Here is a 25,168-nt window from a genome sequence, read left to right as displayed (position 1 = left end):
CGGACCCCTCGCCAGCGGGCGGCCGCCGTCGCCCCCGGGGCGGGGCGGGGCGGCAACGCCCATCCGGATCGGTTCGAACCTGGTGATGCCGTTCCTCGGGACACGACCACTGACGCCGCTGGACTTCGTTGTGCCGCAGGGGAATCGGGGGGCGGACCGCACATGATCGCGTGGTCCGCCGGTTCGACGCCGCCCATGGCGTCGGATGGGGAATATCGAGGTCAGACAGCGCTGCTCTCCCAGACGAAGCCGTCGGGATCGGTGCATGTTCCGATATCGCCGCCGATGACGATCCGGTGCGAACCCGACCCCTCCGGGTCGACGCCCGCGTCCTTGGCGGCGGCGCGGCGGCCGTAGAGCGCCAGGGTGACGGTCGAGCCCGGGGTGGCGAACTCGACGTACTTGCTGCCGAAGCTCTTGCCCACGGGCAGGCCGCGGTCGGCGTAGAACTGCTTGGTCGCCTTGACGTTCTCGACGCCGAGCAGCAGCACGATGCTGTCGACCTCGCGGGTGACCGGGCCGGTGTTCTTCTTGTTGGAGCTGGTGATCTTCCAGATGGTCCCCTCGGGGGCCTGGATGACGCCGCCGTAGCCCCAGAAGGTCTTCTTGGCCGGTTTCAGGGTGGTGAAGCCCGCGTCCAGCGCGGTGGCGATGAGGCTGTCGACGGTGCCGGGCTGGGCGACGACGAGGGAGAGCATGCAGCCGCGGAAGCCAGAGGACGGTTCCTGTCCGGCGCGGAACCGCACACGATCGCCCAGTCCGAAGGCCGCGTCGTAGGTGGCGCGGGCGGCGTCGGGGTCGGCGACCTCGAGGTGAACGGTGATGTCGGTCTTGGTTTCCATGGTGGAGTTCATGCAGCTAACGCTATTTTCCGCGCGGCGGAACGACATCCGTGCCGACCACGGATTCCGGGCACGGAACGAGCACGTAGCGGACCGTGGGTGCGTCGCCGTGTCTCGGTATCCGGTCCGGTTCGGCGCGACCGGCCGGTCGTGCGGCCGAACACCCCGGTCCGTCGGGGCGGCGGTCCGCGGCGCTATAGTTGCGCTATGCAACACCAGTCGGGCGGGGCGTCCCCCGAGCTCGTCGCGGTTCACGACGAGCTCGCGTGGATCGTCCGCGAGATCATCGCGGGCCGCCCCGTCGCCGAGGGCGTGCCGTCGTTCGCGCAGCAGTCGACCCTGTCCTATATCGCGCGGAATCCGGGATGCCGGGCCACCCAGCTCGCCGAGGCGTTCGGTGTGCACCGGTCGACGGTGTCGCGGCAGCTGCGGTCCTGCATGGACGCGGGCTGGGTGGCGGCGGGCGAGGGCAGCCTGCACGCCGGATACCCGCTCACCCTGACCGCCGCGGGACGGCAGGCCCTCGAAGCGGCGGTCGCGCGGGATCTGACCCTGCTCGGCGAGCGCATGACCGACTGGACCTCCCGGGAAATCTCCGACTTCGCCGCCGCGCTCCGGCGATTCCGTCACTCCCATCCGACCACTGGAGACGAGCATGCGTGAGTTCACCGCGGCAGCCAGCTTCACCATCGCCGCCGACGAGACCATCGTCGGATCGGTCTACGCCCAAGCCGAGCACTTTCCGAGCCGGGTGCTGTTCTCCCGGCCCGCCGGAGACCAGTGGCGTGACGTCACCGCCGCCGAGTTCGCGCGCCTCGTCTCCGCCGTCGCCAAGGGCCTGATCGCCAATGGCATCGAACCCGGCGACCGGGTGGTGCTGCTGTCGGCGACCCGATTCGAGTGGACGCTGCTCGACTTCGCGATCTGGGCCGCGGGCGCGGTGACCGTGCCGGTCTACGATTCCTCCGCCGCCGAGCAGGTGCGCTGGATCCTGGAGGATTCCGGGGCCGCGCTCGCGGTGGTGGAGACCGCCCGGCACAAGGATCTGGTCACCGCCGCACCGGACACGCTGCGGCGCATGCTGGTCATCGACGACGGGGCCGAGGCCACCCTGATCGCCGAAGGCGCGGACGTGCCCGACGCGGCGCTGCGGGAGCGGCTCGACGGGCTGCGCGCCGACGGCCTCGCCTCCCTGGTCTACACCTCCGGCACCACCGGCCGCCCCAAGGGCTGCATGCTCACCCACCGCAATTTCCTGTCGGAGGTGCGCGGCATCCTGAAGGCCAGCATCGGCGACGTCGCCCGCCCCGGGCAGCGCATGCTCACCTTCCTGCCGCTGGCCCACGTGCTGGCCCGTGCCGTCTCGCTGGCCGCCCTCGAGGGCGGCATGACCCAGGCGCACTGGTCGGACTTCAAGACGATTACCGGGCAGTTCACGCGGTTCCGCCCGCACACCATTCTCGGGGTGCCGCGGGTGTTCGAGAAGGTGCGCGACGGCGCGGACAAGAAGGCGCACGAGGGCGGCGCGCTCAAGGGCGCGATCTTCCGGTTCGCCGAGCGCACCGCCATCCGATGGAGCCAGAACCTGGATCGCACCGGCGGTTTCGCGCGGCGACCGTCCCCGCTGCTGCGCGTCCAGCACGCGCTGTGCGATCGCCTGGTGTACGCGCCGCTGCGCGCGGCCCTGGGCGGGGACTGCGAGTTCGCCATCTCCGGCGGCGGAGCGCTCGCGCCCCGGCTCGGACATTTCTTCCGCGGCGTCGGCGTCCCGATCTACGAGGGTTACGGCCTGACCGAGTCCACCGCCGCGCACTGCGTCAACGTGCCGGGCGCGGTGAAGATCGGCACCGTGGGACAGCCGTTGGGCGGCAACGGGGTTCGGATCGCCGAGGACGGCGAGATCGAACTGTCCGGCGGCGTGGTGTTCACCGGCTACTGGCGCAACGAGGAGGCCACCGCCGCGGCGCTGTCCGACGGCTGGCTGCGCACCGGCGATCTCGGCGAACTCGACGCCGACGGCTTCCTGTCCATCACCGGCCGCAAGAAGGATCTGCTCGTCACCGCGGGCGGCAAGAACGTCTCACCCGGCCCGCTGGAAGACCGCATCCGCTCGCACGCGCTGATCTCCCAGGCGATCGTGGTCGGTGACGGCCGCACCTACATCACCGCCCTGATCACCATCGACCCGGAGGCGTTCGAGTCCTGGAAGGCGGCCACCGCCACCCCGGCCCACGCCACCGTCGCCGACCTGCGCGACGACCCGACCCTGCTGGCCGAGGTGCAGCGCGCCGTCGACGACGCCAACAACACCGTCTCGCACGCCGAGGCGATCAAGAAGTTCACCGTCCTGCCCCGCGATCTCTCCGAGGAATCCGGCGAACTCACCGCCACCCTCAAGGTCAAACGCCACGTCATCGCCGAACGCTTCGCCGACGAGATCGAGGGCATGTACCGCCGCTGACCGTGCCCTGAACAGCGCGAACATCGGTTCGGCGGGTGTGTCAGCCCGGTATCAGGTCCGTGTCAGGCGCTGCCGTGATCGTTCTACCCATGAACGACGCGGCAATCGTGGCCTCCGGGCTGCGGAAGGCATACGGGGACAAGACGATCCTCGACGGAATCGACCTGAATATCCGTGCGGGCACGATCTTCTCGCTGCTCGGCCCGAACGGGGCGGGCAAGACGACGACGGTGAACGTGCTGACCACGCTGCAAACGGCGGATGGCGGTACGGCGCGCATCGCCGGGCACGACCTGATGACCGAACCCGAGGCGGTGCGCCGGGTCATCGGGGTGACCGGGCAGTTCGCCGCCGTGGACGATCTGCTCACCGGTGAGGAGAACCTGCGGCTGATGGCGGACCTGCACCGGATGCGGGGCGCGCGGCGGCAGCAGGTGATCGACGCACTGCTGGAACGCTTCGAGCTGACGGACTCGGCGCGCAAGCCCGCCGCCACCTACTCCGGCGGCATGCGACGCAAACTGGATCTGGCCATGACCCTGGTGACCAAACCGGACATCGTCTTCCTGGACGAGCCCACCACGGGTCTGGACCCGCGCAGCCGCCGCACCATGTGGGAGATCGTCCGCGAACTCACGGCCGACGGCGTGACCATCTTCCTCACCACCCAGTACCTCGAGGAAGCCGATCAGCTGGCCGACCGGATCGCGGTGCTGGACGCTGGGCGCATCGTCGCCGAGGGCACCGCCGCGGAACTCAAGCGCCGTATCCCCGGCAGCCACGTCCGGCTGCGGTTCACCACCGCCGCCGAAATGGCGGCGGCCGAGCGCGCCCTGCCCACCGCCACCCGCGACGACGACGCTCTCGCCCTGCGGGTGGAGGGCAGCGGCGGCAGCGCCTTCCTGCGCGAGCTGCTGGACCGGCTCGCCGCCCACTCGCTCGAGGCCGCCGAGGTCTCCATTCACACCCCTGATCTCGATGACGTTTTCCTCGCCCTCACCGGGCGCGCCACCACGGAGGCTGTCGCATCATGAGCACCCTGTCCCCGGTCGCATCGCTGGCCGATGCGTCGACCATGCTGGGCCGCAACTTCAAGCACATCGCCCGCAACCCGGTCACCATCTTCAACGCGGCATTGATGCCGGTGGTGATGATGCTGATCTTCGTGTACGTCTTCGGCGGCGCGTTCGAGGTCGGCGAGGACTACATCGACTACGCCACGCCGGGCATGATCCTGCTGGCCATCAGCTACGGGCTGTCGGGCACCGCGGTGTCGGTGAGCTCCGATATGGCCAAGGGCATCATCAACCGGTTCAAGGTCATGTCGGTCTCCCGCAGCGCCATCCTGATCGGGCATGTGGTGGCGACCATCGTCATCAATCTGGTCGCCATCGCGGCGGTCATCGGCGTGGCCTTCGCGCTGGGCTTCCGCCCGGACGCCACCGCGACCGACTGGCTCGGTGCGATCGGCGTCATGCTGGCGACCTCGTTCGCGGCGTCCTGGCTGACGGTCGCGCTGGGTATGGCCGCCACAACCCCGGAGTCGGCGGGCATGAGCGTGGTGCCGCTGATCATGCTGCCCTTCCTGAGCACCGCGATCGTGCCCGCCGAGCAGATGGGTCAGGGTGTGCGGCAGTTCGCCGAGTACCAGCCCTTCACGCCGATCATCGAGGCGCTGCGCGGATTCCTCTCCGGCAACCCCTCGGGCGGTGACACCGCCGCGGCGCTGGCCTGGTGCGCCGGGTTCGCCATCGTCGGATTCCTGTGGTCGCGCGCCACTTTCACGAAGCGAGCGTAGCGGCGACCAGATCCTGCCAGTCGGCCCGCTCACCCTCCCGCAGCGCCTCGGTGAACCTCGCGTCACCGAGGCGCTGCCGTGCGGTCGCCTCGATGCGGGCCGCGTCGGGCAGCGAGCGATCGGAGCGTCCGCGCACGGTCGTGCTCGCCGCGAGCAGCCGCACCGCTCGCTCGTCCGCACCCGACCGCAGGGCCAGATCCCCGATGCCGACGAGCACGCGAGCCAGCAGCGGGACGTGTCCGGACGCGGTGGCCGCCCGGTAGGCCGCGTCGTGGTGGGCGCGGGCCGTGTCGAGATCCGTCGCCAGATAGCCGCGCAGCTCGTGGATGACCGCGCTGGTGTGCGGCTGTTCCGCTTCCGCGCCCAGCATGGTCGTCGCGAGGTCGATCTGCCGGTGTGCCCGCTCGGTATCGCCGGTCCACCGCGCGAGTTCCGCTTCGGCCAAAGCCAATTCGGCGCGTGCGATGGGCCACGCGGCCTGTTCCGCCCGCCGCCGCGCCTCGGCCAGCGCGGCCCCGCTCGCGTCCGCATCGCCCAACAGCCAGTACAGCTGCGCCTGCCGCGCCCGCATCCGCACCGTGTCCTCGTACGCGCCGACTTCGGCCACCACCGTGGCCGCCTGTTCGAAAAGCTCGCCGGCGGCAGCGAATTCGCCGCCGGTGGCCAGATGATCGGCCAGCTCGGTCAGCGCGAACGAGATACCCACCGCTCTCCGATCTCCCGGAACTCGGTCAGCGCGGTCCGCAGGTGGGCACCGGTCTCCGGACCGTCCTGACCGAGGACGACCCGCATCTTGCCCAGCTGTAGCCGAGCCAGCGCCCGCACCCACGGATCCTCGTCGGAGAGCAGCGATTCGAACGCGGGCAGATACTCCTGCGGTCCGTGCAGCAGCCGCTCCAGCACACCGGCGAAACGCAGCGTCGGATGGCCGTCGCGGCGGTCGTGAGCGTATTCGTGCGACTTGCGAATCCATTCCGCCAGCTGCTGCTCGCCACTGCGCCCCGAACTCAGGAAGTGGACGGCCAGCCCGTACACGGTGGCGCGGGTCTCGTCGTCCACCTCGCCGGGGGCGTCGGCGGCGGCGGTCACGAATTCGGTGCCCTCGGCCTTGTGCCCGCCGAGCCACCAGTACCACCCCGCGGCGGCCGCGAGCCGCAGCGCCCCGGGACCGTCGTCGGCGGCCCGCGCGGCGCGCATGGCGGCGGCGATATTGTCGTGCTCGAGTGCGAGCACGGTGAGCCACTCCCGTTGTTCGGCACGGCGCAGGTGTGGTTCCGCGGTCGCGGCCAGGTCGGTGCAGTACGCGAGGTGCGCCCGGCGCGCGGATTCGGCGTCGCCGGCTTCGTCGAGCCGATCGCGGGCGTACCGCTTGATCGTGTCGAGCATCCGATAGCGCGGCCCGTTCGCGCGAGCGGCATCGTCGTCGGCGCTGCGCAGCAGCGACTTCTCGACCAGCGCGGTCAGCAGGTCCGGCACCTCCCATGCCTCGACCGCCGGATTCGTCTCGTCGCTCGCGCACACCTGTTCGGCCGCTTCGGAACTCGCGCCGTCGGCGAAGACCGCGAGCCGACGCAGCACGACCCGTTCGCTGTCGGTGAGCAGCTCCCAACTCCAGTCCACCACCGCGCGCAGGGTCCGGTGCTGCGGGATCGCGGTGCGGCTGCCGCCGGTCAACAGCCGGAACCGGTCATCGAGGCGGTCGGCGAGCTGATCCAGGGACATGGTGCGCAGGCGGGCCGCCGCCAGCTCGATCGCCAGCGGTATGCCGTCCAGTGCGCGGCAGACGCGGGCCATGGTCGCCAGGGTCGGCGGATCCGCTGTCATGTCCTGGCGTACGGCGGCGGCGCGATCGCGCAGCAGCCTGACGGCGGGCGCGGATTCGATCTGTGCGGGGTCGGCGTCGGGGGCGGGGGAGAGCAGCGGTTCCACCCGCCGGATCGCCTCACCGGTGATGCCGAGCGGTTCCCGGCTGGTGGCCAGAATCCGCAGGCCCGGACATTCGCCGAGGATCCGGTGCGCGAATCGCGCCGCCGCCTCGATCACGTGCTCACAGTTGTCCAGGATCAACAGTGTTTCCCGGTCGCGGATGGCGGTGATCAGGCGTTCCATCGGTTCGGCGTGGGACGCGCCGCCGAGCAGCGTGTCCCGCAGCCCGAGCGCGGCCAGCGCCGCCTGCGCCACATCGCCGGAGGGGCCGAGCGCCGCCAACTCCACCAGCCAGGCTCCGTCCGGCAGATCGTCGAGCATGGTCCGCGCGGTCTCCTGCGCGAGCCGGGTCTTGCCGGAGCCGCCGGGTCCGGTCAGGGTGGTGAGCCGATATCCCGCGAGAAGCTCACGGACCACGGCGATTTCGGCGTCCTTGCCGACGAAGCTGGTCAGTTCGACCCGCAGATTGGTCCGGCGTTCCTCGTCCCGCGCGCCCACCTCGCCGCGCAACAGGGCGACATGCAGCGCGGACAGTTCCGGCGCGGGGTCCGCGCCCAGTTCGTCGGCGAGGGCCTCCCGGGTGCGCTGGTACACGGTCAGCGCCTCCGCGCCGCGACCGGCCGCCGCCAAGGCCCGCATCAGCGCGGCGGCGAGCCGCTCCCGCAACGGGTGCCGAGCCACCACCTCGGTCAGCTCGGCGACCAGGTCCGCACCCCCGCCCAGGCGGACCTCCGCCTCGTAGCGGTCCTCCAGGGCGGCGAGATGCAGCCCCTCGAATCGCGTGACGACGGCGTCGACCGCACCGCTGTCCACGTCGACGTCCCGCATGGGCGCACCGCGCCACAGCTCCAGTGCCGCACACAGCAGCGGAGCCCGCTGCGGGTCCGTGCCGCCGCGCGCCCGTTCCAGCAACTGCTCGAACCGGAAGGCGTCCACGGACTCCGGCGCCACCGCCAGTCGGTAGCCGCCCGCCTGGACGTCGAGCGCCCCGTCCGGCAGTGCCCGGCGCAGCCGGGAGACCAGCGCCTGCAGCGCGTTCGCCGCGTCCGCGGGCGGCTGTTCACCCCAGATCCAGTCCACCAGTTGGGTTTTGGGAACCGCCCGACCGGGCTCCAGTGCGAGCGCGATGAACAGCGCGCGCAATCGGGAACCCGATATCTGGATCACGTCGCCGTCGTCCGCCCGGATTTCCAGCGGGCCCAGCACTCCGATCTGCACCTCGCTCATTCTGCCGTGACCGGCCGGTGCCTCGCGCGTCGACCTTTCGGTGCCCTCACTACCGGTCGTGAGCTGGACAGATGCGGTGCCAGCGGCGGTATCAGCCGGGTGTCAGGTCGATATCAGCCGGACTCGCGACGGTATTCCATGTGAACAGCACAGTGAGTGCGGCTCCCGAACCACCGGATGCCTCCCGGTTCACCGACCAACCTCCGAAGGTAGAAACCACCATGCCCACATTCCCGACCCAGGAACCGATCACCGTCGCCGCCGAGGTGCTGTCCGGCACCGTCACGGTGATCGCCTCCGACCGCACCGACACCGTCGTCGAGGTCTGCCCGGCCGACCCGTCCAAGAAGGGCGATGTGCGCGCCGCCGCGCACACCACGGTCGACTTTTCCGGCGACACCTTGACCGTGCGTGCCCCGAAGAACTGGCGCACCTACACCCCGTTCGGCGGCAATCCCGCCATCGAGATGACCATCGAGGTCCCCACCGGCTCCCGGCTGTCCGTCACCGCCGCCGTCGGCCGACTCCGGGCCACCGGCGAACTCGGCGACTGCGACCTCGACATCTCCTCCGGCGACATCATCCTGGACCGCGTCCGCGGTGCCGTGACCGCCAAGGCGGCCCAGGGCGACATACGTATCGGCACCGCGGCCCACGGCGTGCTGCGGCTGGAAACCGCCATGGGCGAGCTGGAAGTCGGAATCCAACCGGGCAGCGCCGTGCGGCTGGAGACCACCGCCCCGGTCGGTGCGGTCCGCAACCTCATGGCGCCGGTCGGCGCTGCGCCACACGCCGATGAGGTACAGGTGTACGCGCGAAACCTGTACGGTAACATCATTGTTCGCCACGCCGCTGCGGCGTGAGTCCGACCGCGTCGGTGCCGCCGGGAACCACCGTTGTGCTAGGGATAGGTATGAGAAATTCCAAGATCGCAACGGCGGTAACGGGTCTCGCGGCGGGCATGATGATGCTTGCGATACCGGGAACCGCTGCCGCCGCCGATACGGCGACCGTCACCGGCGGGCACGAGAAGATCACCGTGTCGGCGGAGTCCGACTACCCGTGCTGGAGCGCATACGCCCTGATCGACGGCGAGTTGCAGGCGCCACTGGCCCAAGCCGACAATCCGGAGTTCGTCATCACCGGTGTCGCACCCGGCACCCACGATGTGGTGGTGATCTTGCAGGTCGCCGAGAGCGCGGACTGCCTGGTCAATCCGCGCGGGATCGAGGCATTCAACGGGCAGGTCGAGGTCGCCGCATCCAATCCGATCGTCGACCTCCTCGAATCCGGCAGCAGCTGATCAGCTTCGCGCCCCGGTACCGCCATCGTCCATGCCGTCGTGATCATCACGCGGCGTCGGCATCGTTATGGCTATCGGGCCGGGAGGCCAGCGGGTTCAGCGAGTTCAGCAAGTTCATAGAGGGTCTCGGCGAATACGCGGACCCGCGCGGTGTCGCCGTCGCGCCGCCGGATCGGGCCGTACTCCACCGGCGGCGCATCGGCGATCGGCACGAAGGCGACGCCGGGGCGCGCGTGGAACCGCGCGGCGCGCATGGAGACGGGGGAGCCGCCGCGACCCTTCGCCACCGGGGTCGGCACCTCGTTCCAATAGGCCACCGCCGGGCCGCGCGCGATGGGTCGCCCGGCGGGGGTGCGGTGGGGAAGTGCAGTTTCTCGGCCAGGGGCAGGAACGCTTCGATCTCGTGTCGTTCCATCCCGGTGTCCTCGATCGTTGAGTTCAGCTCACCGATCGTATCGGAATTCGGCCTTGTTCGACCTGCTCATCCCGTCGAAGGTTGCTCATGTGCAACTGGAGAACACCCTCTTCGACTACAGCCCCATCACCGAACGTCCGGAGTTCAGCTGGCCGGGCGGTAAGAAGGTCGCCTTCTATGTCGGCCTGAACATCGAGCACTTCCGCATCGACAAGCCCTCCACCAGCATCTGGCCCGGCACCGCGGATCTGGTCCCCGACGCGCTCAACTACGGCTGGCGCGACTACGGTGCCCGCGTCGGTGTCTGGCGCGTGATGGACGCGCTGGACAAGTACGGCATCCGCGCCAGCGCCCTGTTGAATTCCGATGTGGTGGAATACAACCCGCAGATCGTCAAGGCGGGTATGGAGCGGGATTGGGCCTGGCTGGTGCACGGCAAGACCAATTCCGAGGTGACGGCGGGAATGTCGCCCGAGGAGGAGCGTGACTACCTCACGCGCGTCGTCGACGTCATCGCCGGGGCGACCGGTGCGCGCCCGAAAGGCTGGATGGGGCCCGGCCTCACCGAAACCTTCGAAACCCCGCGGATTCTGCGCGATCTCGGTCTGGACTACATCCTCGACTGGACCAATGACGATCAGCCCTATGCGCTGAACGTCCCCGGCATGCTCTCGGTGCCCTACACCCTCGAACTCAACGATCTCGGCATCTTCGCCAAGGCCACCACCGGACCCGAATACGTTCGGATGATCCAGGACCAGTACGACGTCCTGCTGTCCGAATCCGACCGCAGCGCCCGCGTTCTCCCGATCGCCCTGCACCCCTTCGTCATCGGCCAGGCGTTCCGGACGAAGTACCTCGAGCAGGCGCTGGGTTTCCTCGCCGCCCAGCCGGACGTCTGGCTCACCACCGCGGACGAGATCGCCGCCTACTTCCGCGACACGGTGCTGGGACAACACTGAAGTCCACCGCGGCCGGTGAGCACGGTCGCCTGTCCGTGCCCGCGCGGCAACCGATTCCGGAGTGGTCAGGACCCGAAGGAGCCGGTGCTGGGCTTGCCGGGCCCCGGGTCGGGGTCGGTCGGCTGGTCGGCCACGGTGACCACCCTGGTAGTCGACGATCCGGCCACACCACCGCGGCCGGAGAACGTGGCTCCGATGGTGTAGTCGCCCGGTGCGCCCGGGGTCCACACGATCGCGGCCCTGCCGTTCGCGGCGACGGGGATGTCACCGAGGATCTGGTCGCCCGCCTTGAACTGGACGGTGCCGCCCGCCGCCGCGGGCGACACGCTCGCCTCCAGGGTCACGGCCTTGCCGACCTGCGCGCCGGTCACATCGCTGAGCACCGTGCTCGACACGGCATCGCCGGACACCGTGATGGCCGGACCCTTGCCCTGGTAGATGCCGTCGCCGAGGGAACCGCCGTAGTGCATGGAGGTCGGCAGCGGGGTGTCGCGGGCGCAGTTGACGCCCACCGTGTACTGCACCTCGAAGGTCTGCGACTTCGGCTGAATATTCGGGTACACCGGGTATTTGGTGATGCCGAACTCGGCCCGGACCCAATCCGAGGAGGAGGTGTCGAGCTGCACCTGATCGCCGCCCATCCGTGCCGAGCCCGGGACCGGGGTCAGGCAGGCGGGATGCAGATCCTTGATCGAGTAGATGTACTCCACCGGAATGCCGGTCCGCTCGAATTTCGTTGTCACCGTGACGATATCACCGACGACCGGATTGGTGTTCGACACCGTCCGGGTGAACTTGCTGTTCCCGTCGCTCCAGGTGATCGACCCCGGCGCGGCCGCCGCCGTCCCCGGCATCGCCGCCACCGCGAAACCGGCCGCCACCGCCACCGCGGCCACCGACCCGGCCACCCGCTGCATTCTGCTGTCCACCATCGTCACTCCCACGCCCCCGGGTGCCCCTCGACATCGTCATCGAGGCGCTGGCGCACCCGAGTTGGCGAGCATTGAATCACGGTGGAACCGCAACTGAAACAGGTTCTGAAATATTAGCTAGTCAGACTGTGCGGCGAGGTGCCGCGCGGTGTGGCATCGGCCGACGGTATCGAGCCGCGCACCGTCGTCCGATGCCCCATCGAATCAGCTGTCGGCTCAGCCGGAGTGGGCGGTGCATTCCGTGTGCATCACGGTCGGGAACGAATCGCCACCCGCCCAGCTCGGATAGTTGAGCGCCCCGATTCGCTGTCTCGCGAACCGGGCCGATCGGGTGGTCGTGACGGCGATCGAAGCCGTTCGCCCAGGTCTGCCCGCTGGGCTTCCAGCGGATACGCCCGGTCGTCCGCTCCGGCCGCGCGTTCGTCCGATGATCCTGTCGAGTGCACCCGGTGGCCGTGACGACCCGACTCGCGATACGGCTCAACGGGTTCCGTGCAAGGCGTGCCGGTCCATCCAGGTGGCGACGGCCGCGCCGATCTCGTGTGGGCGGTCCTCCGGGGCGTGATGCTTGGCGGGCGGGATGGTGACCTTCTCCGCACTCGCGAAGGTGGTCGCCGCCCAGTCGACGGCCTCCGCGGGGACGCCCTGGCCGTTCTCCAAGGCCATGATCAGCTTCGGAAGTTCCGGTGTGCTCGCCAGGTAGCGGCCGTAGTTCTCGATGATGGCCACCACATCGGCGGGCTCGCCATCGAGCGGTAGCTCCCTGGGCCACGCCAGCAGAGGTTTGCGCGAGGCCGGTGTCGGATAGGGGGCGCGGTAGACATCATGGTCTTCCTCGGACAGATTCGTCACCTGCGCGGGCAGGTTGAACTCGATGAACATGTTCTCCTCCAACACCATTCGCTCGCCTTCGGAGCTGCGGTACTTGTCGAACAGCTCCCGGGCCTGCGGTGGCATGTCCGCGGCCCGGCCCGGCCGCAGGAAGGTCTCGATCACGGCGATGCCGCGCACCCGGCCGGGATGGCGTGCGGCCCAGTCCATACCGAGCGCGCCGCCCCAGTCGTGGCCGACGATGATCACCTGATCGAGGTCGAGGGCGTCGAACCAGGCGTCGAGGTAGCGGGCGTGGTCGGTGAAACGGTAGGGACTGTCGGGCTTGCCGGAGGCGCCCATGCCGATCAGGTCCGGGGCCAGGACCCGGGTCTTGTCCGAAACATGCGGAATCACGTTGCGCCACAAGTACGACGAGGTCGGGTTGCCGTGCAGGAATACGACGGGGATGTCGCCGGATCCGGTATCGGTGTAGGAGATGTAGGAGTCGAGCACATCGACGGTGTTCACGGCGGATGGTCCTTTCTCGGGCGGTGTCGCGCACGCCATGGTGGTGCCGGCGACGAGCGCCAGAGCGCCCGCCAGTCGCAGCAGTGATCGCCGGTTCAGGTGTTTCATGTCGGGTCTTTCCTTCAGGCGCGGGCCAGTTCCTCGGCCATGCGGGTGGTGATGGTGGCCAGTACGCGGGCCGCGGTGGCCAGGTCCTCGGGGGTGACCGCGCCGTAGGCGGCCTGCACGATCGCGCCGGAATCGGCGCGCACCTCGGCGGTCAGCGCCGTGCCCGCGTCGGTGACCGCGAGACGGCCATCGGTCACGGTGCGCAGCAGACCCGCGTCGAGTAGCGCGACCACGGCGTGGTCGACATCCGCGAGGTTCCACTGGGTCATGCCCGCGACGCGAGCGGTGTGCCCGGCGCGCTCGACAGGCTGACCTGCGGCGACGGCTTGGTTGAGGGTGATCCACTGCTTCTCGTCGAGCGTGGTGCCGGCCAGTGCCCTGGCGAGGACCGCGGTGTGGTGCTTCTCGGCCTGGCCGACGATCGACGGGGTCAAGGTGGCCGGGGTGGTGGTGCTCATTCGCGATCTCCTCGATCGGGGTGTTGCTCGCTGACGAGGTAGATTCTGGCACTAAGTCTCATATATGCGCAAGTATCAATCGAGATTTAGTTTCTTTCGGTTCTCGGGTTCGCATCGCGCTAGGATTCCGGCATGGCCACCGACGACCGCACCCTGCCGCTGCGCGAACGCAAACGGATCCGCACCCGTCGTGCCCTCGCCGACGCGGCACTGCGGCTTTTCACCGAAAAGGGGTTCGCCGCAACCACGGTGGAGGAGGTGGTGGACATGGCCGAGGTGTCGCGCAGCACCTTCTTCCGCGCGTTCCCCACCAAGGAGGACGTGGCCATCGAGGCCGAAACCGAACTCTGGACGAGCTACCTCGAAATCCTGGCCGATCGCGACCTCTCCGGGCCGATCATCGCCGCATTGCGCGACGCGCTCATCGACACCGCGCTCGCGCTACCGGAGGACTGGGACCAGCGCTACGTCGCCACCCGGCGGCTGATCCTCACCGCGCCCAGCCTGCTCGGGCACGTCGGCTACACCCGTTCCGGCGTGCGGAAACAGATCACCGCACAGCTCATCGGCACACTCGACCTCCCCGGCGACGACCTGCGTCCGCGCATCCTCGCCGAAATGACCACCACCGCTTGGAGCATCGCGGGACGCGACTGGGTGGCCGCCGACGGCGACGGCGGCCGACCCGCCTTGCTCGACCGGCTACGGGACGCCTTCGCCGCCATCCCCGACGCCCTGCGGCTGACGACCTGACGGCCGTGGTCGTCCACTCCCGCGGACCCGGCCGTCTCGAGTATGCGCCGAACTCAGTCGATGCCTCGCCGTGCGGTGTGTAAGGCGGCCTCGTTGAAGGCGCGCACGCGCGCGGTTTCGTGCGCGGCGCGCCAGACGAAGCCCCATTCGACCGGCGGCGCGTCGGCTATGGGCAGATAGACGACATCGGGGCGCAGGTAGAACTTGGTGACCTGAGCACCGCAGACGAAGGCGCCTGCCCCGGCACCGATGAGGGTGAGGATCTCCTGGAAGGTGTGTGCGGTACGGCCGTGCGCGATCGGTCTACCGCCGGGAGTCCGGCTCGGGATGCGATCGTCCAGGACCGATCGCGGCAGGCTGCTCGGCATGCGCAGCAGGGTGAATTCCGCCAAGTCCTCGAGCACGATCGAACCTCGCGTGGCCAGTGGGTGTTTCGCGGGGATGGCGAGCATCCGGTGTTCGCTGATCAGGATGGGGCCCGTGACCAGGTCGGGTTCGGCGATCGGGCGGCTGATCAGCACCATGTCGTAGGCGTCGCTGCGCCACCCGTCCAAGCCGTCGGTGATCTGAACCTCTCGGATGCGCACCTCCGCGCCCGGGTGTTCGAGCCGGAAGTTCGCGGTGGTGCGCAGGATCAACTGTCCCGCGGCGGCCCCCACGAAGCCCACCGTGAGCACACCGTCGATGCCGCGCCCGGCGTCGGTGGCGCGGCGTACGGCCTGCTGGATCTGATCATGACCGTGTTGTAGGTCCTCGCGCAACTGTCGACCGATGGGTGTCAGGGCCACGCGGCGGCTGGTGCGTTCGAACAGGGCCGCGCCGATCCGGCGTTCGAGGCGCTGGATGGTCTGGCTGACGCGGCCGGTGGACACGTGCAGGCGTGCGGCGGCCCGGCTGAAGTGCAGCTCCTCGGCGACCGTCAAGAACGTCTCGATTTCGCTTCGCTCCAACATATTTCAATCGCTTTCCATCGTTGAGTGGGCGTGAACGAACGTTGCCGATCGCGTCGTTGTTTCGGCGGCCTCGCGAACCGATGCTCGGAGATGGCAATCGGATGAGCCATTGCGGAAGGAAATGTCATGAGCGACAACACGAAATACACCCTGGTCTTGGGCGGCACCGGCAAGACGGGTAGCCGGATCGTCGAACGGCTGCACGCGCGCGGGCTGCCGGTGCGGATCGGATCCCGTTCCGCCGAACCGCCGTTCGACTGGGACAACCCGGCCACCTGGGCCCCGGTGCTGCTGGACGTCGAGGCCGTCTACATCACCTTTCAGCCCGACCTCGCGGTCCCCGGCGCGCCCGACGCGGTGCGCGCCTTCGGGGAGATGGCCGCGACGGCAGGTGTCCGGCGCATGGTCCTGTTGTCCGGTCGCGGTGAAGAGGAGGCGCAGGCCGCGGAAAGGCTGCTCGCCGAGGTCCATCCGGGTTTGACGGTGATCCGGTCCAGTTTCTTCGCGCAGAACTTCGACGAGGGTCATTTCGCGGCGGAGATCAAGGCCGGTCGGCTGGTGCTGCCGGTCGGCGAGGTGGCCGAACCGTTCATCGACATCGACGACATCGCCGATCTCGCGGTGGCCGCCCTGACCGGGGACGGGCACGCCGGACAGGTCTACGAGGTGACCGGCCCGCGGCTGCTCACCTTCGCCGAAGCCATCGCCGAAATCGCCACGGCCGCAGGGCGTCCGATCGAGTTCCTCCAGATCCCGGCGGACGACTACGCCGCCGGGGCGCGCGCCCAGGGTTTGCCGGACGAATTGGTGGACTTCCTCGTCTACCTGTTCACGACGGTACTCGACGGCCGCAACGCGCACGTGACCGACGACATCGAACGCGGACTCGGTCGCGCGCCGGGCGATTTCGCCGACTACGTGCGCAAGACCGCCGCCACCGGTGTCTGGACTGTGTAAAGGCGGGTGTGACAATGGACTCCCATCAACGGACCGTCACCATCGACGGAATCGATTTGTGCATGGAGGGTTTCGGTGATCCGGCCGACCCTGCGATCGTGCTGCTGCACGGCGCGGGGGATTCGATGCTGGCGTGGGATGCCGAATTCGCCGAGTTGCTCGCCGCGGGCGGTCGGTATGTGATCCGATACGACAGTCGGGATGCCGGGCGCTCGACCACATTCCAGGTCGGCGCGCCGCCCTACGGCCTGCGGGATCTGGTCGCCGACGCGGCCGGGCTGATCAAGGCCGTCGGCCTCGATCGAGCCGGTTTCGTCGGCATGTCCCAGGGTTCGGCCGTCGCCCAACTGGTGGCGCTCGACCATCCCGAACTGGTCACGACCCTGGCCATCGCCTCGGGCACACCGGGCGGACCAGGACATGAGCAGCCGGATCTACCGGGCATGACGCCGGAGCTCGCGGCGCACTTCGGCGGGGAGACGCCGACGCCGGATTGGTCGGATCACGCCGCGGTGGCCGACTTCCTGGCCGAGTCGCTGCGTCCCTTCGCCGCTGCCACCCGGCCGTTCGACATCGACGCGCACCGTGAGCAGGCTCGTCGCGTGGTGGATCGTGCGGCCGATATCGCCGCGCAGCTCACCAACCCGTATCTCCTCGATCCGGGCGAGCCGTGGCGTCATCGGCTGGGCGAGATCTCGGTACCCACCCTGGTGCTGCACGGCGTCGACGACCCGCTGTTTCCGATCGAACACGGCCGGGCGCTGGCCGCCGAGATCCCGGACGCCCGATTCGTGCCACTATCGCAGACGGGTCATGAGGTGTTCCCGCCGCACACCTGGGATGGCGTGGTGACGGAGTTGCTCGCGCTCACCGACCCGACAGCGGACTCAACGCGCTAGCCACCCCGCGCAGCGGCGCGTCAGGAACGGCATGATCACCCACACCATGGCGGCCACCGCGACCGGCAGGATGCAGGCGAGGCGCAGCGGTGTCGCCAGCGGTTCCAGCACCGGCGCGGTGACCGTCACCAGGATGGTGAGCATCGGGTAGAGGCCGGCCAGCGTCAGCAGCCAGAACTTCCACTTCGGCGGGTGGGCGCCGGGCTCCTCGGCCGCTGTGTTCCGCACCGTGGACTCGTGAGTCATGGTCATCATCGTTCCTTTCCCTGACCTTTCACCGTGACGACGGTGCCGCCCGCCCGACTGTGACATCCCCGCTACGAGGTGCTGCGATGGGCCACTTCTCAGGTCTGTGTCACACTCGTGCGCGCCGCGTCGTCAACCAAGCAGCAAACTGGAGACAGCGGCAGACAGGATGAGAACAGTGGGTATCGAAGAATTGCGCTCCGTGGTTCGCGGTGGGGTGCTGACGCCGGGCGACGCGGAGTTCGACCGGGCCGCGCAGCCGTGGAATGTGGCTGTCACGCAATCGGTTTCGGCGGTTGTCGCGGTGGCCGACGCGCAGGATGTGGCGGCCGTGGTGGAATTCGCGGGCCGGACCGGGCGGCAGGTGGTGACGCAGCCGACCGGGCACGGAGCCACCGGGGACGTCGACGGTGCCGTGCTCGTGCGCACCGGAGCACTGAACTCCATCGAGATCGATGCCGAGCGCCGGGTGGCCCGGGTCGGCACCGGTGCGCAGTGGGGCCGGGTGCAGGCCGCGGCCGCCGCGCACGGGCTGGCGGGGCTATCCGGTAGCAATCCGGTGGTCGGTGTCACCGGCTACACCCTCGGCGGTGGGTTCGGCTGGCTGGCCCGCAAGTACGGCTGGGCATCGAATGCGGTGCGCGCCTTCGAGATCGTGGACGCGGCGGGCCGTCCGGCGCGGGTGACCGCCGACTCCGATCCGGAGCTGTTCTGGGCATTGCGCGGTGGCGGTGGTGATTTCGGCGTCGTCACCGCCCTCGAGTTCGACCTGGTGCCGCTGCCGCGCCTGTACGGTGGCCGCGTCATGTGGTCGGCGGATCGGACCCGAGAGGTCTTCGACCTGTTCACCGAACTCACCACCGACGCTCCCGCGGAACTGTCGGTGTGGTTGCAGCGCTACCAGATTCCCGGCGCGGCCCCGACGGTCGCGCTCGACTTCGCCTACCTGGGCGACCCGGTCGAAGGCCGCGACCTGACCGCCCGCCTCGACTCCCTGTCCGGTGCGATCGCCGACACCCGGGGCGAACTCACCCCCGCCGAGATCGGCCGAATCACCGCCGAGCCCACCGACCCCAGCCCGTCGCTCTCGCGCGGCGAGCTGCTCACCGATCTCGGCGACGCGGTGGTGAAAACCCTCCTCGACGCCCCCGTGGCCCCGCTGCTCAACATCCAGCTCCGCGGCCTCGGCGGCGCGCTCGCCGAATCCCGCCCGGACGGCGGAGCCCGCGGCCCGGTCACCGAGCCCTACGCCCTCTATCTGCTCGGCCTCGGTCTGCCCCATCTGACCGCCGATATCCGAACCCGATTCGCCGATATCGTCGACACCCTCGGCCCCCACATCACCGGCAGCAAGCCGTACACCTTCCTCGCCCCGGGCGAATCCGCCGCCGCGGCCTTCGACCATGCCACCCTGACCCGCCTGCAGACCATCAAGCGGGCCCGCGACCCGCACAACGTCATCCGCGCCAACTTCCCGGTACTCGGCTGACCGTTGTCGATCCGCCGCCCCCGGCGGCGGATCCCGTTCGCTCACCGCGCGGTTGGCCGGAGACGAGCGGGCGCGGACGGTCGCCAGTTGCCGCGATCATCGTGCTTGCCCCGGAACACCGCCCGCCACCGGCAGTTTCGGCTACTAGGGCGAGTGTCGGCCGACGGCAGGCGGTTCCTGTCGTCGGCCGACGATCAGGCGAGGCGAATCGGTTGTCCGCTCAGCCCGAGTGGGCGGTGCATTCGGTATGCAGCACCGTGGGGAACGGATCGCCGCCCGCGCTCATCGAAACGAAGTCCGGAGGACCGAAGGCGGCCATGGCGGCACCCTCGGCGTCGCCCCGGGTGAAGCCCGCCCCGCCCAGCAGTACGCCGTTGCGGATCGCGATGGACCCGCACCCATTGGCGAACCGCGCCTGCACGGTGCAGTTCTCCGAAACGCACTTCGACAGCACCTGGCCGTCGGAGTCCGCCCAACTCGGGTAGTTGAGCGCCCAGATGATGTGGACCTGGTCCCCGAGGATCTCCGAGGCCATGGATCCGTAGAAACGCCCGTCGGAACCGGGCTGTGCCGCCGCGATCCCCGGACAGGCCGTGGCGACGACGGCCAACGCGCACATACCGAATACCCTGTGCAACAGGCTCATCAGCGTCTTCTCCCGCGAAGGGATCCGTCCCGCCACCGTGTGGTCCGTGCGATCCGGATCCGGGTCGACAGTGCCGATTCGTCGAACTCTCGCGATCGCCGCGCTCCTGAGTCGCCGCGACCACCGCAACCAAGATCAGTTCACCGATCGCGAACTCTACGCCGTACCCGATCCGCTGTCTCGATATTCAGACCAAACGGTCTGGGTGCACCGCATGGGCGGGGTCCGCGGACACGGGAAGCCTGGCCGGCGCGTCCCATGTCTCGGTCGTGCACCGGCCGGAGCCGCGTCTCCCACGGTCGTCTCCTTCCTGCGCCGTGAGTCGAACTCGCCGCGATAAGTCGGTATTCGACCGGTGCGACAGCCGTACTCCAGTCGCTGGACCCGGCCGCCGGTTATGCGGGCCAGGTGAATTCCGGGTCGGTGAGGTAGTCCTCGCGACGGGCGTCGAGGGCCATGGTGACCATCTGATGGGCAGTGGGGCCGATGACCTTGCGCAGCGGCGGGTTGGGGTCGTCGACGAGTGCCAACAGGGCGGTCGCGGCGACTTCGGGTGCGGCATCGGCCCATTCGTCCTCGGCGGCAGGCGTGGTGTCGGTCGCGGGCGGCTCGGCGGCAGGCGGTGCGGTGGTGGTGCCGGGGTAGTCGGGCATGCCGAGGATGGCTTCGCGGATCGCCGCATAGGCGGGAATGCCGGTGGCGAACTTCATGCTCGATGTGGCCCAGTCGGTGTCGAAGCCGCCCAGTTGGGCGAGCGTGACCTTGATGCCGAAGGGGCGTAGCTCGTCGGCGAGCGAGGCGCTGAACCCCTCGAGTGCCCATTTGCTGGCGTTGTACATGCTGAACAGCGGCAGCGAGCCGACCGCGCCGACGGTCGAGATCTGCACGATGTGGCCGGAGCCCTGGGCGCGCAGGTGTGGCAGCGCGGCCTGCGAGACCCAGAGCGCGCCGTAGAAGTTGGTGTCGATCTGGTCGCGGATCTGGGCTTCGGTGAGTTCCTCGAGCGCGCCGACGAGCCCGTAGCCCGCGTTGTTGACGATGACGTCGACGCGGCCGGTGACGGCGAAGGCCTTGGCCACCGTGGTGCGGACGCGGTCGCGGTCCCGGACGTCGAGGGGCAGCACGGTGAGCCGCCCGGTGGCCAGGTCGGCCATGGCGTGTGGGTCACGGGCGGTCGCGACGACGGTGTCACCGGCGGCGAGCGCGGCCACGGTGAAAGCACGGCCGAGACCGCGGTTGGCTCCGGTGATGAACCAGGTTCTGGACAACACAAATCCCTTTCGTCCGGCACTCGCGCCTCGAAGGAGTGGTCGGCAGAGTTGAAACGAGACGTTGCGTCTCGATGATGGGGCAACTCTGCGCCATGTCGACCGATTTGTCAAGACGAGACGTATCGTCTTGTTTAGATTGCCGTCATAACCTCGTCGATCTCGCCCGAACGTCCTCGACGCCGCCGACGCACTGGTCGAGACGGCCACAACCCGTGGACGGCCCGTTCGCGCGCACAGCCATGCCGGTCCCGACGTGCACCGACGTAAGCCGCAGGTCCAGGCTCAGAAGATACCGGTGATATACGGAAGGCCTCTCGAAGTGAAACCCGTCAGCAGTCCGTTCAATTTCTCCTCGGCGTGCGGATGCCCGGCGGCGGCAGCGGAGCGATAGAACCGCGCGGCCGCGCTCGGGTCGCGCACCTCGAGGACGACAGCGAGGTTGTACATGCAGGTGGGATCGCCCACTTGCGCGCCGGAGCGCCACCACCGCTCGTACTCGGTGGCCTGACCGCGGCGGAAGTACAGGTTGCCGAGGTTGTTCATGGCCGGTCCGGAACCAGCCTCGGCCGCGGCGAGCAACCACCGTTCCGCATCGTCCTCACGACCCAGCTCCGACAACAGGTTGGCGAGGTTGTTCATCGCCTGGAAGTCGCCGGCGTCGGCCGCCTGCCGGTAATACTCGATGGCTTCCTGCCGGGCGCCTCGTTCCGCGAGCAGGTACCCGAGGTTGTACGCAGCCGTCTGGTCGCCTGCGGCAGCGGCAGCGCGATACCAGCGTTCGGATTCGGTGAAGTCTCCCTGCTCGGACTTCAGGACACCGAGATTGAACATGGCCCCCGCGTCCCCAGCTTCTGCCGCCTGCCGCCACCACGTCTCGGCGGCGGACTCGTCACCTCGCTCGACCGCGATCACTCCCAGCGTTCGCATCGCCCGGACGTGTCCAGCCGCCGCCGCCAACTGATACCGGTGCTCGGCCTCCTCGGCACGCCCTTCATTCATCAGCGACTCGGCATGCTCGAACGCATCCGCGGCGACATCACTCACGGCCGCTCCTCCCTGGCGTCAGGCGTTCAAGCTACCAGCGGATACGCGGACGACCGGTCCTGTGGTTCGGGAAGTCCGGGCTGATCGCATCGGGTCGGACGGGCTGTTTCCGCGCGATCCGGTTCGCGCGGCGAACGCGAGCTCGGTCAGGATGGGCTGACCCGCATATTCGAGGGCAACCCGCTCGCACAACTCCACCGCGAGCACGGCCCGACCGTCCGGCCGCGCCAGTCATGGCCGACCGCTCGGCGCAACGCAGGCGCTGCCCTCGGGGCTCGCTCAGTCGGCGAGCGCTCGAGCCCGACGCAGCACAGCGCGCAACGGTTCGACGAACTGTTGCGGCTGCTGGGCGAAGCCGGTGTGATCACCGGGGAACAGCGTCGGTTCCACACCCAGCGCCGCGGCCAGCGCGCGTGTGGTGCGGTCGCAGAGTTGCCCGGCCGAGTCCTCACCGATGCCGGCCACGATCGAGACGCCCGACCGGCGCAGCGCGTCGATATCGGGCCGGTATCGGGTGGTCGCCCGCAGTTCGTGGGCGAACCACCGGCGTTCGTCGGCGAGCGCGCGGGGATCGCGCTCACCGCCGAACATCATCTCCAGTACCTCGGCGGGGAGGTGAATGTTGGCTTGCGTCATGAATTTCCCCCAGGCACCGAGCACATCGCCGCGCAGGTAGGTGGCGATCATCTCCTCGGTGCCCGCGTGCAGATCCTCGGCATCCTCGAGAAGCTCCACCACAGGGGGCTCATGTGCGATCACCGTGTGCACCTGATCGGGTCGCGACCGAGCGAGCTCGAGCGCGGTGACCGCACCGCCGCTGGACCCGAACACCGCGGCGGGTCCGGCATCGAGATGGGTCAGCAGTCCGGACAGGTCCGCGGCGCGCAGTTCCGGGGTGGTGTCCTGTTCGCGATCGTCGAGCATGCTGCGATTGCTGCCGCGTGGATCGGTGGTGAGCACCGTGTAGTCCGCGGCGAGCAGGTCTGCCAGCGGTGCAAAAGCGTCGGCATCCATGGGCGCGCCGACGAGCGCTACCAGAGGGCCCTGCCCGCGCACCTCGTAGTGGAGGGTCGCGTCGGCGACGCGGAGGGTGTGGGCGGGGGATGCTGTCGAATTCCGGGTCATCGTGGGTGCTCCTGACCATCGAAGGAAAAATTAACTGAACAGTACAGTAAAGAAGAACTGTACTCAACAGTTAAAATTGTGGCTAGAATGGTCTCGTGGCCAGAGCAAGCAGCACCCCGGCACCGACCGGCAAACGCGCCGCGCGCAGTCGGCAGGCGATTCTGGCCGCGGCCCGGGAACTGTTCGTCAACTCCGGGTTCGACACCGGTATGGACGCCATCGCCACTGCGGCGGGCGTGTCGAAAGTGACCGTCTACAACCATTTCCCGAGTAAGGAAGAACTGTTCACCGAGGTCGTCGGCGAGGCCATGGACCAGGCGCGCGCGAGCCTGGCGGAGGTGCGCGCCGAACTCGCCGCCACGATGGATCCGCGCGAGGCGCTGCTGCGCGCGGCCCGCAGCCTGATCGACTCCGCCACCGACCCCTCCCGATTGGCCCTACGGAATCTGGTCACCGGCGAACTCCGCCGCTTCCCCGACCTCGGCCCGGCCTACCAGCAGCGCGGCCCCGCGCTGTCGGCCGCCGCGACCGCCGAACTGCTCAGCGACCTCCGCGACCGCGGACAACTGGATATCCCCGATATGGAGGTCGCGGTCGCCCAGTTCTTCGCGCTCACCATCTACCCGCACCTGATCGTCGGTTCGCTCGGCTCCAGCATCCCGCCCGATGCGGCGGACAAACTGCTGACCGAGGGCGTGGAAACCTTCCTCAGTCGCTTCCGCGGCCGTGGTCTGGGTGTCGCTCGCGCCGAGTGCACATCGCAGCCGAGTGCCGCAGCGCGAACTAGCACGAGCAAACCGGAACGTCCGTGAATACGTGACGGTTGATGAACGGTGCAGTCCAGATCGTGGGGATCTGTGTCTGCCAGTTTGTTGACGCTTTCGAGGCTGAGGTCGATTGTCGGTGCGGCCTGCCACCATGGCCTGTATGACGACAGCCGATCCTTGGGCCCCGTTCGAGTGGCTCGCTGCATCCGAGAGCCAAGCAGGCCCCCTGGACGTGATCTTCAGTGTGTCCTTCTTCCGCGGGCTCGACCCGTCGGAGGTGGTGCGTCGCTTCAACAATGGCGAGGACTCCAGCCAGGAATTGGACTTCGAACAGCTCAACGACAGGATGGTTGAGTTCCTCGAGAAGACCGGCGGCGGAAGCGGCGGTGGTCACGTGGGCGTGTTCCCGGCCGGTGAGTGGAGCGTGGCCATCGAGCCGTACGGGTTTTGGGCGACCGATCGTGATGTGCTGGCGGACCTGTCGCGAGGATGTGAGGTCCTGGCGATCACACGCCACGACTACGCCAGCCACAGCCTCGCGTACGCAATCGACAGCACGCTTGTTACCGCCCACGACTTGGAGATCCCGTACAACCGCTGGGGCTCCGATCCCGACCGACTCAACGATTACATGCGTGAGCTGGGAATGGTGCTGGATAGCTCGGACAATGAGATCGACTGGGATGCTGTCACGAAGATCAACTACAACATCGCCGTGCCGAGAGCTTTCGCCCTGGCGGCCAAGGTCACTGGAGTGTCGTTCACGCCGGTCATGCTGAACCAGCCTCTGCTCGTGGGACCTATCGCCTACCGATGGCCACTTCCCGGCCGCGGCGCCACATAGGGCCAGACCTAATGAACCCGAAGAGTCACGATAGCGGGGCTTCGCCCCGGGACGATCGTTCGTACGTCTGCCATGAGCATCATCGCGCTGTGCGAAATACAGTCGGAACGAACGAACCGCGTCAGGTTAATGGCAGAAGCCCCGTACTTGTGCCAGAACGATGGCAATACGTCAGGTCAACTGGCAACGGACACCCGCTCGCCGACCTCGGCATAGCGGGGTTTTCGCTGCTGGCTATGCGGGTGAATCCTGACGGCGGGTACTGCGAACCCTGGGGTCAGTCTCCGAGATTGAGATCCACTGGAATCGGCGAACTCTGATGTCACCGCAGATCGTGTCCGGCTTGCGACCCGGCGTCGCTGTGATGAATCGTGGACCCGGTCCACGGACGTCCCTGGCGT

The 25,168-nt window shown here is 68.7% G+C and carries 26 protein-coding genes; 13 read left to right on the top strand and 13 right to left on the bottom strand.

Translation table 11 applies throughout. The features are described from left to right. Positions 1 to 221: 221 nt before the first annotated feature. Positions 222 to 854, bottom strand: coding sequence for a glyoxalase (locus QJS31_RS12745; RefSeq protein ID WP_282784753.1), 633 nt, complete (start codon positions 852 to 854; stop codon positions 222 to 224). Between the two features lie 195 nt (positions 855 to 1,049). Between QJS31_RS12745 and QJS31_RS12740 the strand changes: the two genes are divergently transcribed. The 4 genes from QJS31_RS12740 (at position 1,050) to QJS31_RS12725 (ending at position 5,101) form a co-directional block, all read left to right on the top strand. Next, positions 1,050 to 1,505 (top strand): MarR family winged helix-turn-helix transcriptional regulator, encoded by a 456-nt coding sequence (locus tag QJS31_RS12740; RefSeq protein WP_282784752.1) that lies wholly within the window; start codon positions 1,050 to 1,052, stop codon positions 1,503 to 1,505. Continuing rightward, a complete protein-coding gene (locus QJS31_RS12735; protein ID WP_282784750.1) occupies positions 1,498 to 3,303 on the top strand; it encodes a long-chain fatty acid--CoA ligase in 1,806 nt (601 codons plus the stop codon). Before QJS31_RS12740 ends, QJS31_RS12735 begins: the two co-directional genes overlap by 8 nt. Before the next feature lie 89 nt (positions 3,304 to 3,392). After that, on the top strand, positions 3,393 to 4,337 hold the full coding sequence (locus tag QJS31_RS12730) for an ATP-binding cassette domain-containing protein (protein ID WP_282784748.1): 945 nt from the start codon (positions 3,393 to 3,395) through the stop codon (positions 4,335 to 4,337). Next, entirely contained in the window at positions 4,334 to 5,101 is a 768-nt protein-coding gene (locus tag QJS31_RS12725) for an ABC transporter permease (RefSeq protein WP_282784746.1), read from the top strand. The genes QJS31_RS12730 and QJS31_RS12725 overlap by 4 nt, the downstream gene beginning before the upstream one ends. Here QJS31_RS12725 and QJS31_RS12720 read toward each other — a convergent pair. Then, positions 5,085 to 5,807: a hypothetical protein gene (locus QJS31_RS12720; protein WP_306356797.1), complete on the bottom strand. Its 723-nt coding sequence runs from the start codon at positions 5,805 to 5,807 to the stop codon at positions 5,085 to 5,087. The genes QJS31_RS12725 and QJS31_RS12720 overlap by 17 nt on opposite strands. Next, complete coding sequence (locus QJS31_RS12715; protein ID WP_306356796.1) at positions 5,786 to 8,245, bottom strand: BTAD domain-containing putative transcriptional regulator; 2,460 nt, start codon at positions 8,243 to 8,245, stop codon at positions 5,786 to 5,788. The genes QJS31_RS12720 and QJS31_RS12715 overlap by 22 nt, the downstream gene beginning before the upstream one ends. Positions 8,246 to 8,475: 230 nt before the next feature. Between QJS31_RS12715 and QJS31_RS12710 the strand changes: the two genes are divergently transcribed. Together QJS31_RS12710 and QJS31_RS12705 are read left to right on the top strand one after the other, a co-directional pair. Beyond that, on the top strand, positions 8,476 to 9,117 hold the full coding sequence (locus QJS31_RS12710; RefSeq protein ID WP_306356795.1) for a DUF4097 family beta strand repeat-containing protein: 642 nt from the start codon (positions 8,476 to 8,478) through the stop codon (positions 9,115 to 9,117). 50 nt (positions 9,118 to 9,167) lie between these two features. After that, a complete protein-coding gene (locus tag QJS31_RS12705; RefSeq protein WP_282782259.1) occupies positions 9,168 to 9,557 on the top strand; it encodes a hypothetical protein in 390 nt (129 codons plus the stop codon). Between the two features lie 71 nt (positions 9,558 to 9,628). Here QJS31_RS12705 and QJS31_RS12700 read toward each other — a convergent pair whose 3' ends face one another. After that, positions 9,629 to 9,844: a hypothetical protein gene (locus QJS31_RS12700; protein ID WP_282782257.1), complete on the bottom strand. Its 216-nt coding sequence runs from the start codon at positions 9,842 to 9,844 to the stop codon at positions 9,629 to 9,631. A 217-nt stretch (positions 9,845 to 10,061) separates the two neighbouring features. Here QJS31_RS12700 and QJS31_RS12695 point away from each other — a divergent pair, with 217 nt between their 5' ends. Beyond that, complete coding sequence (locus QJS31_RS12695) at positions 10,062 to 10,934, top strand: polysaccharide deacetylase family protein (protein ID WP_282782255.1); 873 nt, start codon at positions 10,062 to 10,064, stop codon at positions 10,932 to 10,934. Between the two features lie 65 nt (positions 10,935 to 10,999). On the opposite strand, the gene QJS31_RS12690 is transcribed toward QJS31_RS12695, so the two are convergent. From QJS31_RS12690 to QJS31_RS12680, 3 genes are all read right to left on the bottom strand, one after another. Further along, complete coding sequence (locus tag QJS31_RS12690; RefSeq protein ID WP_282782253.1) at positions 11,000 to 11,866, bottom strand: Ig-like domain-containing protein; 867 nt, start codon at positions 11,864 to 11,866, stop codon at positions 11,000 to 11,002. A gap of 480 nt (positions 11,867 to 12,346) precedes the next feature. Continuing rightward, positions 12,347 to 13,315, bottom strand: coding sequence for a haloalkane dehalogenase (locus QJS31_RS12685; RefSeq protein ID WP_306356794.1), 969 nt, complete (start codon positions 13,313 to 13,315; stop codon positions 12,347 to 12,349). A 14-nt stretch (positions 13,316 to 13,329) separates the two neighbouring features. Further along, positions 13,330 to 13,773 carry a hypothetical protein gene (locus QJS31_RS12680; RefSeq protein ID WP_282782251.1) on the bottom strand — a complete coding sequence of 148 codons (444 nt, stop codon included), beginning with the start codon at positions 13,771 to 13,773 and terminating at the stop codon, positions 13,330 to 13,332. Positions 13,774 to 13,905: 132 nt separating this feature from the next. On the opposite strand from QJS31_RS12680, the gene QJS31_RS12675 reads away from it, so the two are divergent. Beyond that, positions 13,906 to 14,526 carry a TetR/AcrR family transcriptional regulator gene (locus QJS31_RS12675; protein WP_282782249.1) on the top strand — a complete coding sequence of 207 codons (621 nt, stop codon included), beginning with the start codon at positions 13,906 to 13,908 and terminating at the stop codon, positions 14,524 to 14,526. A 53-nt stretch (positions 14,527 to 14,579) separates the two neighbouring features. On the opposite strand, the gene QJS31_RS12670 is transcribed toward QJS31_RS12675, so the two are convergent. After that, positions 14,580 to 15,479: a LysR family transcriptional regulator gene (locus QJS31_RS12670; protein WP_282782246.1), complete on the bottom strand. Its 900-nt coding sequence runs from the start codon at positions 15,477 to 15,479 to the stop codon at positions 14,580 to 14,582. Positions 15,480 to 15,605: 126 nt separating this feature from the next. Between QJS31_RS12670 and QJS31_RS12665 the strand changes: the two genes are divergently transcribed. Together QJS31_RS12665 and QJS31_RS12660 are read left to right on the top strand one after the other, a co-directional pair. Then, entirely contained in the window at positions 15,606 to 16,436 is an 831-nt protein-coding gene (locus QJS31_RS12665; RefSeq protein ID WP_282782245.1) for an NmrA family transcriptional regulator, read from the top strand. Between the two features lie 14 nt (positions 16,437 to 16,450). After that, the gene (locus tag QJS31_RS12660; protein ID WP_282782243.1) at positions 16,451 to 17,335 is read left to right on the top strand and encodes an alpha/beta fold hydrolase; all 885 of its coding nucleotides are present in this window, start codon (positions 16,451 to 16,453) and stop codon (positions 17,333 to 17,335) included. Here the strand turns inward: QJS31_RS12660 and QJS31_RS12655 are convergent. After that, the gene (locus QJS31_RS12655; protein ID WP_306356793.1) at positions 17,324 to 17,581 is read right to left on the bottom strand and encodes a hypothetical protein; all 258 of its coding nucleotides are present in this window, start codon (positions 17,579 to 17,581) and stop codon (positions 17,324 to 17,326) included. The two genes, QJS31_RS12660 and QJS31_RS12655, sit on opposite strands and share 12 nt — an antisense overlap. 178 nt (positions 17,582 to 17,759) lie before the next feature. On the opposite strand from QJS31_RS12655, the gene QJS31_RS12650 reads away from it, so the two are divergent. Beyond that, on the top strand, positions 17,760 to 19,070 hold the full coding sequence (locus QJS31_RS12650; RefSeq protein ID WP_282782239.1) for an FAD-binding oxidoreductase: 1,311 nt from the start codon (positions 17,760 to 17,762) through the stop codon (positions 19,068 to 19,070). Between the two features lie 220 nt (positions 19,071 to 19,290). Here QJS31_RS12650 and QJS31_RS12645 read toward each other — a convergent pair whose 3' ends face one another. The 4 genes from QJS31_RS12645 to QJS31_RS12630 all read right to left on the bottom strand — a co-directional run bounded on the left by QJS31_RS12645 (position 19,291) and on the right by QJS31_RS12630 (position 23,156). Then, on the bottom strand, positions 19,291 to 19,716 hold the full coding sequence (locus tag QJS31_RS12645) for a DUF4189 domain-containing protein (protein WP_282782837.1): 426 nt from the start codon (positions 19,714 to 19,716) through the stop codon (positions 19,291 to 19,293). Between the two features lie 395 nt (positions 19,717 to 20,111). Continuing rightward, the gene (locus QJS31_RS12640) at positions 20,112 to 20,987 is read right to left on the bottom strand and encodes an SDR family NAD(P)-dependent oxidoreductase (protein WP_306356792.1); all 876 of its coding nucleotides are present in this window, start codon (positions 20,985 to 20,987) and stop codon (positions 20,112 to 20,114) included. A gap of 282 nt (positions 20,988 to 21,269) precedes the next feature. Continuing rightward, positions 21,270 to 22,031, bottom strand: a complete 762-nt coding sequence (locus QJS31_RS12635) for a tetratricopeptide repeat protein (RefSeq protein ID WP_306356791.1) — start codon at positions 22,029 to 22,031, stop codon at positions 21,270 to 21,272. 279 nt (positions 22,032 to 22,310) lie between these two features. Then, positions 22,311 to 23,156, bottom strand: a complete 846-nt coding sequence (locus QJS31_RS12630; protein WP_306356790.1) for an alpha/beta fold hydrolase — start codon at positions 23,154 to 23,156, stop codon at positions 22,311 to 22,313. Between the two features lie 95 nt (positions 23,157 to 23,251). Between QJS31_RS12630 and QJS31_RS12625 the strand changes: the two genes are divergently transcribed. Both QJS31_RS12625 and QJS31_RS12620 read left to right on the top strand, forming a co-directional pair. Then, complete coding sequence (locus QJS31_RS12625) at positions 23,252 to 23,968, top strand: TetR/AcrR family transcriptional regulator (protein WP_282782843.1); 717 nt, start codon at positions 23,252 to 23,254, stop codon at positions 23,966 to 23,968. 115 nt (positions 23,969 to 24,083) lie between these two features. After that, on the top strand, positions 24,084 to 24,767 hold the full coding sequence (locus QJS31_RS12620) for a DUF6461 domain-containing protein (protein ID WP_306356789.1): 684 nt from the start codon (positions 24,084 to 24,086) through the stop codon (positions 24,765 to 24,767). Positions 24,768 to 25,168: the final 401 nt, after the last annotated feature.

The sequence above is a fragment of the Nocardia sp. CC213A genome (genome assembly GCF_030766805.1).
GTDB classification, from domain to species: Bacteria; Actinomycetota; Actinomycetes; order Mycobacteriales; family Mycobacteriaceae; genus Nocardia; species Nocardia otitidiscaviarum.
Note: the sequence above shows the minus strand (reverse complement) of the source record. Positions and strands in the feature narration are given on the sequence as shown.

Coding starts and splice junctions, on each gene's coding strand:
- QJS31_RS12745 (WP_282784753.1), bottom strand. CDS start 854: ATGAACTCCACCATGGAAACCAAGACCGACATCACCGTTCACCTCGAG.
- QJS31_RS12740 (WP_282784752.1), top strand. CDS start 1,050: ATGCAACACCAGTCGGGCGGGGCGTCCCCCGAGCTCGTCGCGGTTCAC.
- QJS31_RS12735 (WP_282784750.1), top strand. CDS start 1,498: ATGCGTGAGTTCACCGCGGCAGCCAGCTTCACCATCGCCGCCGACGAG.
- QJS31_RS12730 (WP_282784748.1), top strand. CDS start 3,393: ATGAACGACGCGGCAATCGTGGCCTCCGGGCTGCGGAAGGCATACGGG.
- QJS31_RS12725 (WP_282784746.1), top strand. CDS start 4,334: ATGAGCACCCTGTCCCCGGTCGCATCGCTGGCCGATGCGTCGACCATG.
- QJS31_RS12710 (WP_306356795.1), top strand. CDS start 8,476: ATGCCCACATTCCCGACCCAGGAACCGATCACCGTCGCCGCCGAGGTG.
- QJS31_RS12705 (WP_282782259.1), top strand. CDS start 9,168: ATGAGAAATTCCAAGATCGCAACGGCGGTAACGGGTCTCGCGGCGGGC.
- QJS31_RS12690 (WP_282782253.1), bottom strand. CDS start 11,866: ATGGTGGACAGCAGAATGCAGCGGGTGGCCGGGTCGGTGGCCGCGGTG.
- QJS31_RS12685 (WP_306356794.1), bottom strand. CDS start 13,315: ATGAAACACCTGAACCGGCGATCACTGCTGCGACTGGCGGGCGCTCTG.
- QJS31_RS12680 (WP_282782251.1), bottom strand. CDS start 13,773: ATGAGCACCACCACCCCGGCCACCTTGACCCCGTCGATCGTCGGCCAG.
- QJS31_RS12675 (WP_282782249.1), top strand. CDS start 13,906: ATGGCCACCGACGACCGCACCCTGCCGCTGCGCGAACGCAAACGGATC.
- QJS31_RS12670 (WP_282782246.1), bottom strand. CDS start 15,479: ATGTTGGAGCGAAGCGAAATCGAGACGTTCTTGACGGTCGCCGAGGAG.
- QJS31_RS12665 (WP_282782245.1), top strand. CDS start 15,606: ATGAGCGACAACACGAAATACACCCTGGTCTTGGGCGGCACCGGCAAG.
- QJS31_RS12660 (WP_282782243.1), top strand. CDS start 16,451: ATGGACTCCCATCAACGGACCGTCACCATCGACGGAATCGATTTGTGC.
- QJS31_RS12655 (WP_306356793.1), bottom strand. CDS start 17,581: ATGACTCACGAGTCCACGGTGCGGAACACAGCGGCCGAGGAGCCCGGC.
- QJS31_RS12645 (WP_282782837.1), bottom strand. CDS start 19,716: ATGAGCCTGTTGCACAGGGTATTCGGTATGTGCGCGTTGGCCGTCGTC.
- QJS31_RS12630 (WP_306356790.1), bottom strand. CDS start 23,156: ATGACCCGGAATTCGACAGCATCCCCCGCCCACACCCTCCGCGTCGCC.
- QJS31_RS12620 (WP_306356789.1), top strand. CDS start 24,084: ATGACGACAGCCGATCCTTGGGCCCCGTTCGAGTGGCTCGCTGCATCC.